The organism is Shimia sp. W99 (genome assembly GCF_053851455.3).
This window is the reverse complement of the sequence record NZ_JBSQBU020000001.1, coordinates 734,644-750,090: the sequence shown is the minus strand read 5'-3', so window position 1 is coordinate 750,090 and position 15,447 is coordinate 734,644. Positions and strand designations below refer to the sequence as shown.

Below are 15,447 nucleotides of genomic sequence, written 5' to 3'. Positions count from 1 at the left end.
CTGCCGTCATAGTGTGAAAAAAAGGGAGAGGTTTCATGGAGTTGCCATTTGATGGAGCAATCAGCACGTTCTACAAGGACGACGCTCCCAAAGCGATCCACAACGCGATCAAGCGCGCCGACAAGAATGAAATCCTTGACCCGTCCTACCCACATGGCGAACGGCTCAATCGCAAGGCCTACGACGCCGAACTCAAGGCGCTGCAAATCGAACTGGTCAAGATGCAGCACTGGGCCAAGGAGACAGGCGCACGAATCGCGATCATCTTCGAAGGTCGGGATGCGGCGGGAAAAGGCGGCACAATCAAGCGCTTCCGGGAAAATCTTAATCCACGTGGCGCCCGGGTTGTGGCGCTGTCCAAGCCCACGGAAGCAGAACAGACACAATGGTATTTCCAGCGCTACATTGATCACCTGCCAGCGGGTGGTGAGATCGTGTTCTATGACCGCTCATGGTACAATCGCGGTGTCGTGGAAAAGGTCTTCGGTTTCTGCGACGATGACCAGCGTGAGCGCTTTTTTCGTCAAGTGACCCCGTTCGAAGAAACTCTGGTAAATGACGGGATTCATGTCTTCAAGATCTGGATGAATGTCGGGCGCGCCGAACAGCTGCGCCGTTTCCTCGCCCGCGAAGGTGACCCGCTCAAGCAATGGAAACTCAGCTGGATCGACGTCGAAGGTCTGAAACGCTGGGATGATTATACCAAGGCGATTTCCGAAACCCTCGCGCGCAGTCATAGTGACCTCGCCCCTTGGACAATCGTGCGTTCGGATGACAAGCGGCGCGCACGGCTGAACGCAATCCGCGCGGTTCTCTCCGGCCTTGACTATGATCGCAAGGATGCCAAGGCCATCGGGGCTGTCGACCCGGCCATATGCGGAGGCCCGGACATCTGGAATGCCTAAGAAACGCGGCTATCATCACGGCAATCTCCGACAGGCTTTGGTCGAAGCAGCGCTCAAGCTGATCGAAACCAAGGGCCCAACCGGGTTTACCCTCTCCGAGGCCGCGAAACAGGCTGGTGTGACACCGGCCGCCGTGTATCGGCATTTCGAAGGCCGTGAAGACCTGATCGCCGAAGCCGCGCGACAGGGGTACGAAATTTTCGCCGACCTGATGCAATACGCCTATGACAAGGGCCAACCCTCTGCGCTGGCGTCTTTTGAGGCCACGGGCCGCGCCTATCTGGCCTTTGCACGCCGTTATCCTGGACACTACATTGCGATGTTTGAAAGCGGGATTTCCGTCAATCGCACCCCAGAACTGGCCGAAGTCGCCGCCCGCGCACGTGGTGTGATGGAGCGCGCAGCCACAGACCTCAGCCAGCACATCCCACCGGAAAAACGCCCGCCCGCCAGCATGTTCTCGGCCCATATCTGGGCGATGAGCCACGGCGTCGTTGAACTTTATGCCCGCAACAGCCCCGGCACCCAATCCCCGTTTTCCCCCGAAGACCTGCTCGAAAGCGGCATCGGCGTGTACTTGCGGGGACTTGGCCTGATCAGGCCGGATTCGTAACGATGGCGCGCAAACTCCTTCTTCTCCTGGTCCTGTTCGTCACCGCTTGCGGAGAAAAACAGTACAATGAAATCGAGCTGATGCCGTCACCGGTCTCCGTCACCAGCGGCGCGATTGATCCTTTCAAGGGAGACACTTCGCGCGCGCTGAGCCACAACACCTTGTTCTACGCGACCGACCGCGCGCCAGCCACGCCCGAAGATGCCAGCGACTTCTATGCCAACCGGCGGGGCCAGATCCTCAGGGTAGGCACGGCCGAAGTCACAATGTCCCCGCCCATCACCACGCTGGGCGAGTTGCGCGAACTGACACTTTCCAGCGAGTCCAAGACAAAACGCACGCTTTCCGTTACCGGGGTCAATGAGATCGGCCCCCTGCCAATCGAGCCACTCAACCCGCTGATCAGGCACCCCGAAGCGGCGGCTCTCGCCAAGTCCAAGACCGACTTTCGCAACCAGATCAACCAACAGCTCGCGCGCTCCGGAGGGCGCGACGCCTATATCTATATCCATGGTTACAATGTCGATTTCGAGTACCCGACCCTCGCGGCCAAGGAGCTGCACCACTATCTCGGTTATCGCGGCGCGTTCATCAGCTACAACTGGCCTGCCACGCCCAAACGCCTCGCCTATCTCCGCGATCTGGAAACCGCTGATGCCACGCGGCGCAACCTGCGTTCGCTAATCGAATTTCTTTCCAGCGAGACCAACGTCCGGCGCGTCCACCTGATCGGATACAGCGCGGGATCGCGTCTGGCCTTCGAAACCGCTTACCAGATCGCGCTGCAACACAAAGCCGGACACAGCCCAGCACGTCTGGGGCAGGTCGTTCTGGTCGCCAGCGACCTGGACCGCGGCTATTTCGCCGAGGCTGTCGCCGACGGGCTTCTGGATGCAGTCGACCGGTTTTCTCTCTACCTCTCGGGCAGCGATTCCGCCCTGGCCTTGTCGCGAATATTGTTTGGTCAATACCGTCTGGGACAGGTCTGGGAGAGCACCCCCGAGACAGCCCATGTCGAAGAAGCACTGGCCGGGATGGAAAAACTGTCCCTGATCGACGTAACCGACGCGCCCGGCGCGGCAACAGGCAATGGGCATTGGTATTTCCGCTCGTCACCCTGGACCAGCAGCGATATCCTGTTGTCCCTGATGCACGGTCAGTCGCCGCAAAACCGTGGTCTGGAACGTACCGTAGGCCCAGTTTGGCGCTTCCCTGCAAACTATCCGGAACGGCTGCACCAACTCTACAACTGAGCCGCAAAAGAAAAGGGCCACCCAACCGGGCGGCCCTTTTGCAATACTGTCCCTCGTGCGTCGGATTAACGCTTCGAGAACTGGAACGAACGACGTGCTTTGCGCTTACCGTATTTCTTACGTTCCACAACGCGGCTGTCGCGGGTCAGGAAGCCAGCGGCCTTCAGCGGGGCGCGCAGGGAGGGTTCATAAAGCTGCAGAGCTTTCGAAATCCCGTGCTTCACCGCACCGGCCTGACCGGTCAGACCGCCACCTTTCACGGTGGCGTATACGTCGAATTCACCTTCAACGCCGGCAACTTGGAACGGCTGGCGCAGGATCAGCTGCAGAACAGGACGTGCAAAATACTTGTCCTGATCCTTGCCGTTCACGACGACCTTGCCCGAACCGGGCTTGATCCAGACGCGGGCAACAGCGTCTTTACGCTTGCCGGTGGCATAGGAACGGCCCAGCTCGTCACGGACGGGCTCACGCGGGGCTGCGACTTCGACTTGAGCTTCATCACCGGCCACGGCGTTCAGCTCTTCAAGCGAGTTGATTTGATCGGCCATTGATTAGCTCCGGGTGTTTTTCTTGTTCATGGATTTGACATCCAGCACTTCAGGCTGCTGTGCCTCGTGCGGATGTTCGGCACCGGCGTAAACGCGCAGGTTGGTCATCTGCTTGCGCGACAGGCGGTTGCCGGGCAGCATGCGCTGAACAGCTTTGATAACCACGCGCTCAGGATGCGCGCCTTCAAGGATCTGCTGCTTGGTGCGTTCCTTGATGCCACCGGGGTGACCGGTGTGCCAGTAGTAGTTTTCTTCGCGCTTCTTGCCGGTCAGCTGGATTTTGTCGGCGTTGATCACGATAACATTGTCACCCATGTCCATGTGCGGGGTGAAGGTGGCCTTGTGCTTGCCGCGCAGGCGCATGGCGACGATCGACGCAAGACGGCCCAGCACCACGCCTTCGGCGTCGATGATGATCCATTTCTTGTCGATGTCTGCCGGAGTAGCAGAAAAGGTTTTCATATTGGTCTACCTGAGATTTGGTTGACGGATACACCGATGACGGTGCACCGGAATTCGATGCGCGGGTTATAAAGCAGCGAGTGGTCACGTCAAGCGGAGTATTGCCGTTTTAATTATGCAAAAACAATATGTTACAAATTAGGTATTATATTACCCCACAAAAAGACGCTGCATTTGCCCCTATTCCGGAACGCAAATCTCTCCGCGCAGCACAGCAAGGCAGGTGCGATAGATCAGTCCGGCCATGATCAGAAACAGAACCGCCAGCAATCCCACCCCGATCACCGCATGCGCGCCCGATCCGGTCATCGCGGCAAAGCGGAAAGATGCAATGGTCAGCGCGGCAATCGGAAAGCTCAACGCCCACCACGGCAGGGCAAAGGGCAGCTTGGTAAACTTGGGCGCCTGCACCGCAACCAGTGCCGCAAAGACATAGCCCGCATTCAGCAACACCCGCGCAAAGCCGTCCACGCCGCCATTCAGCGACAGATATGCAAGGAAACCCACCGCAGGTGGCGCCACGAGGATCACCAGTGTCGGCAACAGCTTGCCAGGGATCGGATCATGGAAAATCAACCGGTTGAACACCAGCGTCAGAAGGACGATCCAGAAAATGATCCCGGTCGAGAAGAACAGCCAGGACAACTCAACATATCCCAGCTGCGCCCCTGCGATGGGCACCACGACATTCCCCACCGCCGGGATGAACCATGCCGGGGTCAACTGCCCAACCTGAAAGGACCGGTGGCTGATCCAGCCCGAGATCACCGCGAGCGTCAACACACCCTGAAAAGCAGCGCCCACGATCCACACCAACCGCGCCACATCCTTGGCCTGAGGCAAAAGCGCGGTCGCAATCAGCAGCATCGAAATCGAAATCGCCGGGAAAAAGGCAAGCCGAACCGGATGGTTCCATTCCCCCACGACGGCCTGCGGATGACGCACCAGCTTGGCAAGGTAGAAAAAGGCGATCACCCCAAACACGATGATCCCGGCCCAAGTCACCCAAATGGACAAAATCTCCGCAACCGGCAACGCAGCGTGTGCGCTGTGCAACGCCAGAGCCAAGCCCATCAGCCCCATCACGATGGCGAACATCGGCACCGGGAAATGCATCAGCCGCGCATGGGGCATTTCGGTTTCTGTCTGGACCTCTGCCATGGCTTGGCTCCCTGAAAAGTCACGAATTGAGCCCGCGAAATACCGGGTTCAAACCTCATATATCATTTGTCGAATGTATTTCCAGCCCCATCAACCGCGTTTGGGCGGAATCGCATAGGTCATATTGGCGCGCGCAACCGGCTCTTCCATGCCTTCCGAAAAAATCAGGATATCCGTCACCGACAGGCTCCGCCCCAGCTTGAGCAACCGCGCCTTGGCCAAAAGGTCCCTGCCCGAAGCAGGTTTGCGCATGAAATCGAGCGAACAGTTGGTCGTCACGGTCAGCGGCTCTTTCCCGATCCGCGCCATGGTTGCAACATAGGCGGTCACATCGGCCAGTCCAAACATTGAAGGTCCGGAAATCGTGCCTCCCGGGCGCAGGTGTTTCTCGCCCACGAGCAACCGCACCACCGTATTGACCCCGTCCATTTCCTCGACAAGGAACTCACCCCGCACCTGTGGAAACACGGTCTCAAGAAACGCCATCATTTCTTCCGGGCTCATGACTGCCTGCATGCTTTTCCTCCCTGCTCAGCACCGTTAAGCTTGCCGCAAAGAATTTGGAGAGCAAGATGGGAATTCTGGAACGTCGCGACACAAATGCCGTCGCCCACCTGACAATGAACAGCCCCGAGCGGCTGAACGCCTTGTCCGACGAGATGTTGGCAGAGCTGCAATCCACCTTCCATGCGTTGGCCGAAGACCGCTCGATCCGTGCCATCGTGCTCTCGGGCGCAGGCAAAGCCTTCTGTGCCGGGCACGACCTCAAGCAGATGACCGCAGGACGTCAGGCAGAGGATGGCGGCAAGGCCTATTTCAAGGATCTCTTCGACCGCTGCGCCACCATGATGCAGACAATCCAGAAACTGCCTCAGCCGGTGATTGCGCAAGTCCACGGCATCGCGACCGCCGCAGGGTGTCAGCTTGTGGCCACCTGCGACATGGCTGTTGCCGCCGAAGGCACCCGGTTCGGCGTGAACGGTGTCAATATCGGCCTGTTCTGTTCGACCCCGATGGTCGCCCTCACCCGCAATATCCCGCGCAAACAGGCGTTCGAGATGCTCACCACCGGGCAGTTCATCGACACGTCCCGCGCCGAAGCGCTTGGCCTGATCAACCGCGCCGTCCCCGCCGACTCGCTTGAAGCGGCCACCACAGAATTGGCCGAGACCGTGGCGGGTAAACTTGGCGCGGCGGTCAAGATTGGCAAGGAATCCTTCTACACCCAACTGCAGATGCCGCTTGATGCGGCTTATGACTATACCGGCGATGCGATGGTCCAGAACATGCTCTATCGCGACACCGAGGAAGGGATCAGCGCTTTTCTCGAAAAACGCGACCCAAACTGGCAGCAATAACGCGTTTCGACTGCGGCAACGGTGTTTTTCCGATGCCCCACTTTATTTCCCGCGCGTTTTCAACGCAATATTGCCATCGGAACGCCCAGCACCCCAGTTGCGGCGGTCAAGCCGGGCGGCCAGGGCTGTTCCGGCTCTCGTAACGGTTCCCCACAAGATACGACCGTTACTGTGTTCGCTCAGCGTGAGGATTGCCCTCATCGCGGGTTGCGCGGCCCTTCGGGGGTCAAACAAGCTTACCTCGATCCTTCGAAGGCCGCGCCACTTCTTCCTGATCTGAATAATATGAACGGTTTGAACCAATTGTTTCCGACTTGTGGCACCTGTTTTTCCGAATTGTGGCTTTGCGTTAAACGGATCGCGTGTCATAACCAGAACAGAGCGAACGCGAATTTTTCGCATACTTCGGGTCGCCGCCGGCAAAAGGTCCCTCCTGGGTCACCTCTCTCTGGCCAAGCCAAATGACCGCGGCGACCCGAAAGCCATCTCCCCCCTTTCCAAAACCGCGCCCCTACCCTATGTGCCCTTGCATGACACAGGAATTGCATATCGTCGGCGGTGGCATGGCCGGATCCGAGGCCGCATGGCAGGCCGCAAACATGGGCGTCAACGTGGTGATCCACGAAATGCGCCCAAAGGTGGAAACCTTTGCCCATCGCACCGGCAATCTCGCCGAGATGGTCTGTTCCAACTCCTTCCGCTCGGATGATGATGAACAGAACGCCGTGGGCCTCCTGCATTGGGAGATGCGCGCAGCCAACGGGCTGATCATGGCGATGGCAGACAAACACCGCCTACCTGCGGGCGGCGCGCTGGCCGTTGACCGCGATCCCTTTTCCGAAAGCGTGACCGACACCCTGCGCGCCCTGCCAAACGTGCGGGTGGAATACGGTGAAATCACCGAGTTGCCCAGAGATGGTCACTGGATCATCGCAACCGGCCCGCTGACCTCTTCCGCACTTGGCGCCGCGATCCAGGCCGAGACAGGGGCTGAAAGACTCGCCTTTTTCGACGCCATCGCCCCCATCGTCTATGCCGAGTCGATCAACATGGACGTCGCCTGGATGCAGTCGCGCTATGACAAGGGTGAGACCGAGGAAGAGCAGAAAGCATATCTCAACTGCCCGATGAACCGCGATCAGTACGAGGCCTTCATCGACGCCCTTCTGGCCGCCGACAAGACCGAGTTCCACGAGGGGGAAACCGCTGGCTACTTTGACGGCTGCCTGCCGATCGAGGTCATGGCCGAACGCGGCCGCGAGACCCTGCGCCACGGACCAATGAAGCCGGTCGGCCTGACCAACGCGCACAAACCGGACGAGAAAGCCTATGCCGTGGTGCAATTGCGCCGCGATAACGCACTGGGAACGCTCTATAATATCGTCGGCTTCCAGACCAAGATGAAATACGGCGCCCAGACCGAAGTGTTCAAGATGATCCCCGGGCTTGAGAACGCCTCGTTTGCGCGGTTGGGTGGCATTCACCGCAACACCTTCCTCAATTCACCCACGCTTCTTGACGACCAGATGCGCCTTAAATCGCGCCCCAACATCCGCTTTGCCGGTCAGGTTACGGGCGTTGAAGGCTATGTCGAAAGCGCCGCCATGGGCCTTCTTGCCGGGCGTCTTGCGGCGGCGGAAATTCTTGGCAAACCATTGCCCACCGCCCCGCTCAACTCGGCCATGGGCGCACTTGTGCACCACATCACCGGTGGTGCCGAGGCCAAGACCTTCCAACCGATGAACGTCAACTTCGGCCTGTTTCAGCCCGTGGACGGGCTGAAGGGCGGACGGCGTGGCCGTAAGGATCGCTACAAAGCCTATACCGACCGGGCCAAGGCCGACTGGCAAGGCTGGCTCGACGCGCAAAGCTGACTGGACGAAGGGCCGTGCCTGCGCCTATTCTTGGGACATGACACGCAAGTTCCTCGACAAGGTTTATGACTATATCGGCAAGGGCGTCGCCGAGCTTTATGACGATTGGGCGACCTCTTATGAAGAGGAAGTCACCGAGAACGGCTATGTCACGCCGGGCCGTTGCGCCTCGGCCCTCGCACGATTCCTCAAAGACAAAGACACCCCGATTCTGGATTTTGGATGTGGCACCGGTCTTTCGGGCCTCGCGCTTCACACCGAAGGGTTCACCAATCTGCACGGGCTCGATCTTTCGTCTGAAATGCTGGCGCAGGCGGAGGAAAAGAACCTTTATCGCACGTTGACCAAAGTGGAACTCGACGCACCGCTACCTGTTGCCAAAGGGGACTACACCGCCATCGCCGCCATCGGTGTGATCGGCCCCGGAGCCGCACCGCTTGATACGTTCGACACACTGGTTGGCCTTTTGAACCGGGGCGGCCTGATGACCTTTTCCTACAATGACCACGCGCTCAAAGACCGCGCATATGAAGCCCGGTTGAATGAATATGTCGACACCGCAACTGTGCGCCTGCTCTTTCGCGAACGCGGCCCCCACCTGCCTGCACGCAACATCCACTCCACCGTGTATGTGATTGAAAAACTGTGACATTCACCGCGCGCTTTGCACCATCTCCCACAGGTCCATTACATCTGGGGCATGCCTACTCCGCGCTTCTCGCGCACGACATGGCGCGCGCCGCCGATGGGCGCTTTCTGCTTCGGATAGATGATCTCGACCAATCCCGTGCCCGCCCCCGCTGGGAAGACCAGATCTATGAAGACCTCGCCTGGCTCGACATCTCATGGGACGGCCCCGTGCGCCGTCAATCCGACCATTTCAACGATTACGCAGATGCACTCACACAGCTGCGTGCGCGTGGATTGACCTTTGAATGCGGCTGCACCCGTCGCGACATCGACGCCGCTGCCAACGCCCCTCAGGAAGGTGTGCCGGAATTCGGCCCCGACGGGCGCATCTATCCCGGCACCTGCCGTGACCTGAACCTTTCTCCGAGCGCCGAGACCTGCACCCGTCTCAACATGGCAGCTGCCTGTGACTTCGGCCTCCCCGCCGCGTTCTCTGAAACTGGCCCCGCCCACGCAGGCCACCACGAACTCGACAAATCAGACCTGGTTACCACGATCGGCGATGTCGTGCTGTCCCGCCGACAAATGGCCGCGTCCTACCACCTCTCCGTGGTGCTGGATGACGTCGCGACGGGCGTCACCCATGTGATCCGCGGCGCCGATCTCTTTGAAGCGACCCGCATTCACGTATTGCTGCAACACCTGCTCGACCTGCCGACACCGATGTACCACCACCACGACTTGATCCGCGACGATCAGGGAAAGCGCCTCGCCAAGCGCGACGACGCCCGCGCCATCGCCAAATACAGGGCGGACGGGGCAACCCCGGACGACATTCGCGCGATGGTCGGCCTCTAAGCCGTTTTCATCTTGCCCAACAGACGCGCGCCGCAGGCACGGTCCAAAGGACCGTTCACGCCATCGGCGCCATCAGTTCGACCTCTTTCCCATCGCGCACCGCAGTGTAAAAGCAACTGCGTCGGTTGGTGTGACAGGCCGGTCCGGTCTGGCTCACCAGCACCAAAAGACAGTCCTTGTCGCAGTCGAACCGGAAATCCACCAGTTCCTGCACATGGCCCGAGCTTTCCCCCTTGATCCAAAAGCTCTGCCGTGACCGGCTCCAATAGGTCACACGCCCCGTGTCCAGTGTGCGTGCCACCGCCTCGGCATTCATCCATGCCATCATCAGCACTTCGCCGCTCTCGGCATCCTGCGCAATTGCCGGAATCAACCCCGCCTCGTTGTATGTCAGCGAATTCGGATCAAAGCCCATACCATCGTCCCTCTTTGCATCGGCCGTTTTGACCTCTATCTAGGAATCACAGAGCAAAGGAAACCGCGATGTCCGTCGATAATGACCTGATCAAGCTTTACTCGGGCCAGATTCTGCAACTGGCCGCGGCCATTCCGCATACCGACCGGCTCGCAGCCCCGGATGCCACAGTCAAAAAACGCTCGCCACTTTGCGGTTCGACTGTCACCGTGGATGTCGTGCTCAAGGATGGGCGCGTGGAGGATTTCGGACAGGACGTCAAAGCCTGCGCCCTGGGTCAGGCGGCCGCTTCGGTGGTTGGGGCCAATGTGATCGGCCAAAGCCGTGCCGAGATCGAAGCCGCCCGTGATGCGCTCAAAGAGATGCTGAAACAGGACGGCCCGACACCGCCGGCCCCGTTCGATGGCCTCGAAGTGCTGCGCCCGGCGCGCGATTACAAGAACCGCCACGCCTCGATCCTGCTCGCGCTCGAAGCGACTGCAGAAGCCATGGAACAGGCCGAGCAGGCCAACTGCGCCTGATCTCTTCCCGCGACGCCCCCCCCAAAAAAACCGCCGCGCTCTCACATGAGAGGCGGCGGCAGTTTAGTGCGTCTTTACGTGGGACCCGGGCCATCACGAAGGGGGATTGAGGCAGAATACCCTTCAGGACTTGGGACAGGCAGTGTCAGTCAGAGCCGCATCAAATTGGGGACAGGATGCGGGCGGATGGACCGGCGTAAAGGCCGCAGGCAGAAAACTCAGGCAAAGCCGGGCACGTGCAGCGCCACGACCATCATGACAACAAGAGCCAGCCCCCCCAACGCATCCTGAATCAGCGTCTGGCGGGAATTGCGCATCACGGATTTGATCTGCTGCATCATTGGCTTGCTCCTGCTCTCGCGTTTGTTGCTTATTTGTTCTCATATCCTTAACGCCCTGTAAAGAACTTTTTGAGAACATTTGAGAACATTTCAAGAATATGCAGGCTAACCCACTGTAATCAAACGGATCGCCTGATCCTGTTCCATCAGCCACAAGAGAACACGCGCCGCCTGTCCGCGCGGGCCGGTGAGATCGGGATCATCCACCAGCAGTTTTCGCGCATCACTTTGCGCTATGGCCATCAGGGCCGCCTGTCCTTCAAGATCGGCAATCCTGAACCGCGGCACCCCCGATTGTGCCGTTCCAATCAGATCCCCCGCCCCGCGCATCTCAAGATCCGTTTCGGCAATCCGGAAACCGTCCTCGCTCTCGCGCAGGACCTTGAGCCGCTTTTCCCCGCTCTCACTCAAGGGCGGCTGGTACATGAGAAGGCAGGTCGACGCCTGCGATCCGCGCCCAACACGCCCCCGCAACTGATGGAGCTGGGCCAACCCGAATGTTTCGGCCCGCTCGATTACCATGATCGTGGCATTTGGCACATCCACCCCCACCTCGATGACCGTCGTCGCCACAAGCACCTGCGTTTCACCTTTCTGAAACGCAGCCATCGCTGCGTCCTTCTCCGCAGGGGGCATCTGACCATGTACAAGCCCCACGACGCCCTCTCCAAGAACCGCGCGCAAATGCTTGAAGCGTTCCTCGGCCGCCGTCAGATCCACGCTTTCGCTTTCCTCGACCAACGGACAAACCCAGTAACACTGTTTTCCTTCGGCCACGGCGCGCCGAAGATGCTCAACCACTTCCTCCATGCGCCCCGTCGACACCAGCGCGGTCGTGATCGGCTGACGTCCCGGCGGCTTTTCATCCAGCACCGACACATCCATGTCGCCATATTGCGCCAAAGCAAGAGACCGTGGGATCGGAGTCGCCGTCATGACCAGAACATCCGCCCCGGCCCCTTTTTTGCCCAGCTCCAACCGCTGGCGCACGCCGAAGCGATGCTGTTCGTCCACGATCGCAAGACGCAAGTCCGCAAAATGCACATCGGCCTGGAATACCGCATGGGTCCCCACCAAAATGTGAATATCCCCCCGCGCCAATGCTTCAAGCTTGGCCCGACGTTCCGCCCCCTTGTCCCGTCCGGTCAGAATCTCCAGAACAACCCCGGCGCTTTCGGCCAACGGTTTCAGCCCGGCCAGATGCTGGCGCGCAAGAATCTCGGTCGGGGCCATCATCACCCCCTGCCCGCCGGCCTCGACCGCCACGAGCAGCGCCATGAACGCCACCAGCGTCTTGCCCGCGCCCACATCGCCCTGCAACAACCGGTTCATCCGCGCCGGACGCGCCATATCCATTGCAATCGCCTCAATCGCCCGTTTTTGCGCTCCGGTTGGCTTATAGGGCAATGCCCCTAGAACCCGGCCTTGCAACACACCCGTGCCCTCGGAAATCACGCCCTTTGCCCGTTGCAGGCGCGACCGAGCAAGCGCGAGCGTCAACTGGTGGGCAAAGAACTCGTCATAGGCCAACCGCTCGCGCGCGGGTTCTGACGGGGTCATTTCCCGCAGGTTCGTCGGCGCATGGGCTTTGCCCATTGCGACGTCCCAATCCGGCCAATGCGCCCGATCCTTCTGTGCCGGATCAATCCACTCCTTCAGCTTCGGCAAACGCTCAAGCGTCGATGCCGCCGCCTTGACCATCGTCTTTTGCGTTACCCCAGCGGTCAGCGGATAGACCGGTTCAAACTCCGGAATCTGCTCCGCTTCATCAGGGCGCAGGATGTATTCCGGGTGCACCATCTGCGCGATGCCATCGAACAGCTCGACCTTGCCCGACACCACACGGTGCTCTCCGACCGGCAGCACTTTCTGCAAATAGTCGCCGCGCGCATGGAAGAACACGATCTGGAAACTGGTCTGCGCGTCCTGCACGTTCACCCGATAGGCGCCGCCGCGCCCCCTGGGTGGCCGATGTGTACCAATCTCGACCTCAACCGTTACCGTATCGGGCAAATCCGCCCCCTGCACGCTCTCGCGCCGACGTCGATCAATCCCGGAGTATGGCAACAAAAACAATAGGTCACGCGGTTTTTCCACGTCAATATGCGCGAGGTTCTGCGCCGTCTTCGGGCCAACCCCGTCCAGCCCGGTCAATGCGCTGAACAGCGGAAACAGAATTTCGGGCCGCCCGCTCATAGTCCTTCGATCAGGCGCAGCCAGGCGTCTTCGTCAATGGTTTCGACACCAAGCTCGGCGGCCTTCCTGGCCTTTGATCCGGCCCCCGGACCAGCAACCAGCAAATCGGTCTTGCCCGAAACCGAACCGCTGACCTTCGCCCCCAGGGATTCCGCCCGCGCCTTGGCCTCATCGCGGGTCATTTTTTCGAGCTTGCCGGTGAACACTACGGTTTTTCCCGCCACCGGGCTTTCGCGCGATGGCGCTTCCGGGCTCTGGATATCCAGTGCGGCAACCAATGCATCAATGGCGGCCCGCTCCTCGGTATTGGCAAGCGCATCCGACAAGGAAAGTCCAACCGTCGCGCCAATGCCGTCAATTCCGGTCAGATCCTCCCAGGCCGCCTGCGCGTCTTGCGGCACATGGCACCCTGCGATCGCGCTATCCCGGGTGTCCTTGATGCGCGCCCGCCGGCCTTCGTGGGCTGCAGCGACCCGTTCGGCGTCTTCCGCCATGTCGGCCGCCCGATGCGCCAACGCCGCCGGGCGGGCGCGATCCACGGCCTCGGCAAGATCTTCCCACCGCGAATAGTGCAGCGCGAGATCCTTGGCGGCCACTTCCCCGACATGACGGATACCCAGCGCAAAAATCATGCGGGCAAGCGGAATGCGCCGCTTTTCCTCGATCGCGGCAAACAGGTTCTCCGCGCTCTGCTCTCCCCAGCCATGGCGGTTTTTCAACCGGGTCAGATTGACCGCGTCCCGCGCCTGCAAGGTGAATATTTCCGCAGGTTTGCGAATGGGCAGGTCGCCATCCTCGTAAAACATCTCCACCTGCTTCGCACCAAGCCCCTCGATGTCAAGCGCCTTGCGAGACACAAAATGCTTCAGCTTTTCAATAGCTTGAGCTGGGCAGATCATCCCCCCTGTGCAGCGACGCACGGAATCCCCTTCTTCGCGAACCGCCTCGGACCCGCACTCCGGGCACCTCGTCGGAAAGGAAAAACGCTCTGAGTCGTGCGGCCTCTTATCAAGATCGACATCGGCAACCTTGGGAATGACATCCCCCGCGCGATAGACCTGCACCCAGTCGCCCACGCGAACATCCTTGCCGTCGCGAATTTCGGCCCCGTTATTGTCACGCCCTTCGATATAGTCTTCGTTATGAAGGGTTGCGTTTGACACGACGACTCCGCCCACCGTCACCGGTGCCAGGCGCGCGACGGGGCTCAAAGCGCCCGTGCGCCCCACTTGGATGTCGATCGCTTCTAGCCGGGTCCAGGCCAGTTCCGCAGGAAATTTGTGAGCCACGGCCCAGCGGGGTGTCGTTGCGCGAAAACCAAGGCGGTCCTGCCAATCGAGCCGGTTGACCTTGTAGACCACGCCATCGATGTCATAGCCCAGCGTGGCCCGCTGCGCCTCGATCTCACGATATTGCGCGATCAACGCGTCCGGGCCAGCACATTCCTGTGTCAACGGATTGGTAACAAATCCAAGGGACGCGAGGCGTTCAATTGCCCCGATTTGTGTGTTGGAAAGCGGCTCGGAAACCTCGCCCCAGGCATATGCAAAGAATCTAAGAGGACGGCTGCGCGTGATCTCCGGGTTCAACTGCCTCAACGATCCGGCGGCCGCATTTCTCGGGTTGGCAAAACGGGGCAACAGGCGCTTGCCCTCTGCCGCGCGCATTTCATTTTCCTGGTCTATGCGTGCATTCAACGCCTCGAAATCGGTGTGGCTCATGTACACCTCACCACGTACTTCGAGCACATCCGGAGCCCCCACGATCTCGACCGGAATGTCGGAAATCGTGCGTGCATTTTCGGTAACGTTCTCTCCTGTGCTGCCGTCTCCCCGCGTTGCCGCATGGACCAGCCGGCCCTGTTCGTATCGCAGGGACAGGCTCAGTCCGTCGATCTTGGGTTCTGCCGTGAAGGCAACAGGCGTGTCGCCAAGAGAAAGGTATCGGCCAATGCGCTCGACAAATTCATGCACATCCGCATCGTCAAAAGCATTTCCAAGGCTCAGCATTGGCAGTGCATGGATGATCTTGCCAAAGCCGCTCGCCGGAGCCGACCCGACCAGATCGCTGGGGCTGTCGGGACGCTTCAATGCAGGAAACTTCGCCTCGATCGCTGCGTTGCGCCGCTTCAGGCGGTCATATTCGGCATCCGAAATTTCCGGCGCATCTTCCGTGTGATACGCCTTGTTTGCCTGCCCCAGCAGCGCCGCAAGCCGCGCCAGTTCCGCCTTGGCCTCATCCGCGCTCAGTTGGGAAACTTCGATGTCTTCGCTCACGCCGCGCGCTCCCTGATCACTTGTTCCAAGTGA

At 59.9% G+C, this 15,447-nt stretch carries 16 protein-coding genes; 8 read left to right on the top strand and 8 right to left on the bottom strand.

What is annotated here, in order from left to right; translation table 11 throughout:
• Nucleotides 1-35 precede the first annotated feature (35 nt).
• From ppk2 to ACS3QZ_RS03645, 3 genes are read left to right on the top strand one after another with little or no spacing between them, the layout of a single operon-like run.
• Nucleotides 36-905 carry a polyphosphate kinase 2 gene (gene ppk2, locus ACS3QZ_RS03655; protein ID WP_456036615.1) on the top strand — a complete coding sequence of 290 codons (870 nt, stop codon included), beginning with the start codon at nt 36-38 and terminating at the stop codon, nt 903-905.
• Nucleotides 898-1,518, top strand: a complete 621-nt coding sequence (locus ACS3QZ_RS03650) for a TetR/AcrR family transcriptional regulator (RefSeq protein WP_456036614.1) — start codon at nt 898-900, stop codon at nt 1,516-1,518. The genes ppk2 and ACS3QZ_RS03650 overlap by 8 nt, the downstream gene beginning before the upstream one ends.
• Before the next feature lie 2 nt (nt 1,519-1,520).
• Complete coding sequence (locus ACS3QZ_RS03645) at nt 1,521-2,771, top strand: alpha/beta hydrolase (protein WP_456036613.1); 1,251 nt, start codon at nt 1,521-1,523, stop codon at nt 2,769-2,771.
• Between the two features lie 65 nt (nt 2,772-2,836).
• On the opposite strand, the gene rpsI is transcribed toward ACS3QZ_RS03645, so the two are convergent.
• The 4 genes from rpsI to ACS3QZ_RS03625 all read right to left on the bottom strand — a co-directional run bounded on the left by rpsI (nt 2,837) and on the right by ACS3QZ_RS03625 (nt 5,461).
• Nucleotides 2,837-3,322 (bottom strand): 30S ribosomal protein S9, encoded by a 486-nt coding sequence (gene rpsI / locus ACS3QZ_RS03640; protein ID WP_093094061.1) that lies wholly within the window; start codon nt 3,320-3,322, stop codon nt 2,837-2,839.
• A 3-nt stretch (nt 3,323-3,325) separates the two neighbouring features.
• Entirely contained in the window at nt 3,326-3,784 is a 459-nt protein-coding gene (gene rplM, locus ACS3QZ_RS03635; RefSeq protein ID WP_456036612.1) for a 50S ribosomal protein L13, read from the bottom strand.
• A gap of 180 nt (nt 3,785-3,964) precedes the next feature.
• Nucleotides 3,965-4,945 (bottom strand): SLAC1 anion channel family protein, encoded by a 981-nt coding sequence (locus ACS3QZ_RS03630; RefSeq protein ID WP_456036611.1) that lies wholly within the window; start codon nt 4,943-4,945, stop codon nt 3,965-3,967.
• 90 nt (nt 4,946-5,035) lie between these two features.
• Nucleotides 5,036-5,461: a PaaI family thioesterase gene (locus ACS3QZ_RS03625; RefSeq protein WP_456036610.1), complete on the bottom strand. Its 426-nt coding sequence runs from the start codon at nt 5,459-5,461 to the stop codon at nt 5,036-5,038.
• 56 nt (nt 5,462-5,517) lie between these two features.
• Here ACS3QZ_RS03625 and ACS3QZ_RS03620 point away from each other — a divergent pair, with 56 nt between their 5' ends.
• The 4 genes from ACS3QZ_RS03620 to gluQRS all read left to right on the top strand — a co-directional run bounded on the left by ACS3QZ_RS03620 (nt 5,518) and on the right by gluQRS (nt 9,665).
• A complete protein-coding gene (locus ACS3QZ_RS03620; RefSeq protein ID WP_456036609.1) occupies nt 5,518-6,303 on the top strand; it encodes an enoyl-CoA hydratase in 786 nt (261 codons plus the stop codon).
• Nucleotides 6,304-6,833: 530 nt separating this feature from the next.
• Nucleotides 6,834-8,177: a methylenetetrahydrofolate--tRNA-(uracil(54)-C(5))-methyltransferase (FADH(2)-oxidizing) TrmFO gene (gene trmFO, locus ACS3QZ_RS03615; protein ID WP_456036608.1), complete on the top strand. Its 1,344-nt coding sequence runs from the start codon at nt 6,834-6,836 to the stop codon at nt 8,175-8,177.
• Nucleotides 8,178-8,214: 37 nt separating this feature from the next.
• Nucleotides 8,215-8,826 (top strand): class I SAM-dependent DNA methyltransferase, encoded by a 612-nt coding sequence (locus ACS3QZ_RS03610; RefSeq protein WP_456036607.1) that lies wholly within the window; start codon nt 8,215-8,217, stop codon nt 8,824-8,826.
• Nucleotides 8,823-9,665 (top strand): tRNA glutamyl-Q(34) synthetase GluQRS, encoded by an 843-nt coding sequence (gluQRS, locus tag ACS3QZ_RS03605; RefSeq protein WP_456036606.1) that lies wholly within the window; start codon nt 8,823-8,825, stop codon nt 9,663-9,665. The genes ACS3QZ_RS03610 and gluQRS overlap by 4 nt, the downstream gene beginning before the upstream one ends.
• A 55-nt stretch (nt 9,666-9,720) precedes the next feature.
• Here gluQRS and hisI read toward each other — a convergent pair whose 3' ends face one another.
• Nucleotides 9,721-10,080 (bottom strand): phosphoribosyl-AMP cyclohydrolase, encoded by a 360-nt coding sequence (gene hisI, locus ACS3QZ_RS03600; protein WP_456036605.1) that lies wholly within the window; start codon nt 10,078-10,080, stop codon nt 9,721-9,723.
• 68 nt (nt 10,081-10,148) lie between these two features.
• Here hisI and ACS3QZ_RS03595 point away from each other — a divergent pair, with 68 nt between their 5' ends.
• Nucleotides 10,149-10,601 (top strand): iron-sulfur cluster assembly scaffold protein, encoded by a 453-nt coding sequence (locus ACS3QZ_RS03595; protein ID WP_456036604.1) that lies wholly within the window; start codon nt 10,149-10,151, stop codon nt 10,599-10,601.
• A 218-nt stretch (nt 10,602-10,819) separates the two neighbouring features.
• On the opposite strand, the gene ACS3QZ_RS03590 is transcribed toward ACS3QZ_RS03595, so the two are convergent.
• The 3 genes from ACS3QZ_RS03590 to ligA all read right to left on the bottom strand — a co-directional run bounded on the left by ACS3QZ_RS03590 (nt 10,820) and on the right by ligA (nt 15,414).
• Nucleotides 10,820-10,942 (bottom strand): hypothetical protein, encoded by a 123-nt coding sequence (locus ACS3QZ_RS03590; RefSeq protein ID WP_456036603.1) that lies wholly within the window; start codon nt 10,940-10,942, stop codon nt 10,820-10,822.
• 105 nt (nt 10,943-11,047) lie between these two features.
• Nucleotides 11,048-13,138 (bottom strand): ATP-dependent DNA helicase RecG, encoded by a 2,091-nt coding sequence (recG, locus tag ACS3QZ_RS03585; RefSeq protein ID WP_456036602.1) that lies wholly within the window; start codon nt 13,136-13,138, stop codon nt 11,048-11,050.
• The gene (ligA, locus tag ACS3QZ_RS03580) at nt 13,135-15,414 is read right to left on the bottom strand and encodes an NAD-dependent DNA ligase LigA (RefSeq protein WP_456036601.1); all 2,280 of its coding nucleotides are present in this window, start codon (nt 15,412-15,414) and stop codon (nt 13,135-13,137) included. Before ligA ends, recG begins: the two co-directional genes overlap by 4 nt.
• Nucleotides 15,415-15,447: the final 33 nt, after the last annotated feature.

Excerpts from the sequence above, each read along its gene's own strand:
- ACS3QZ_RS03610 (WP_456036607.1), top strand. The coding sequence starts at position 8,215 with ATGACACGCAAGTTCCTCGACAAGGTTTATGACTATATCGGCAAGGGC.
- ACS3QZ_RS03595 (WP_456036604.1), top strand. The coding sequence starts at position 10,149 with ATGTCCGTCGATAATGACCTGATCAAGCTTTACTCGGGCCAGATTCTG.
- ACS3QZ_RS03630 (WP_456036611.1), bottom strand. The coding sequence starts at position 4,945 with ATGGCAGAGGTCCAGACAGAAACCGAAATGCCCCATGCGCGGCTGATG.
- recG (WP_456036602.1), bottom strand. The coding sequence starts at position 13,138 with ATGAGCGGGCGGCCCGAAATTCTGTTTCCGCTGTTCAGCGCATTGACC.
- ACS3QZ_RS03645 (WP_456036613.1), top strand. The coding sequence starts at position 1,521 with ATGGCGCGCAAACTCCTTCTTCTCCTGGTCCTGTTCGTCACCGCTTGC.
- trmFO (WP_456036608.1), top strand. The coding sequence starts at position 6,834 with ATGACACAGGAATTGCATATCGTCGGCGGTGGCATGGCCGGATCCGAG.
- rplM (WP_456036612.1), bottom strand. The coding sequence starts at position 3,784 with ATGAAAACCTTTTCTGCTACTCCGGCAGACATCGACAAGAAATGGATC.
- ACS3QZ_RS03620 (WP_456036609.1), top strand. The coding sequence starts at position 5,518 with ATGGGAATTCTGGAACGTCGCGACACAAATGCCGTCGCCCACCTGACA.
- rpsI (WP_093094061.1), bottom strand. The coding sequence starts at position 3,322 with ATGGCCGATCAAATCAACTCGCTTGAAGAGCTGAACGCCGTGGCCGGT.
- hisI (WP_456036605.1), bottom strand. The coding sequence starts at position 10,080 with ATGGGCTTTGATCCGAATTCGCTGACATACAACGAGGCGGGGTTGATT.
- ACS3QZ_RS03590 (WP_456036603.1), bottom strand. The coding sequence starts at position 10,942 with ATGATGCAGCAGATCAAATCCGTGATGCGCAATTCCCGCCAGACGCTG.
- ACS3QZ_RS03625 (WP_456036610.1), bottom strand. The coding sequence starts at position 5,461 with ATGCAGGCAGTCATGAGCCCGGAAGAAATGATGGCGTTTCTTGAGACC.
- ACS3QZ_RS03650 (WP_456036614.1), top strand. The coding sequence starts at position 898 with ATGCCTAAGAAACGCGGCTATCATCACGGCAATCTCCGACAGGCTTTG.
- ppk2 (WP_456036615.1), top strand. The coding sequence starts at position 36 with ATGGAGTTGCCATTTGATGGAGCAATCAGCACGTTCTACAAGGACGAC.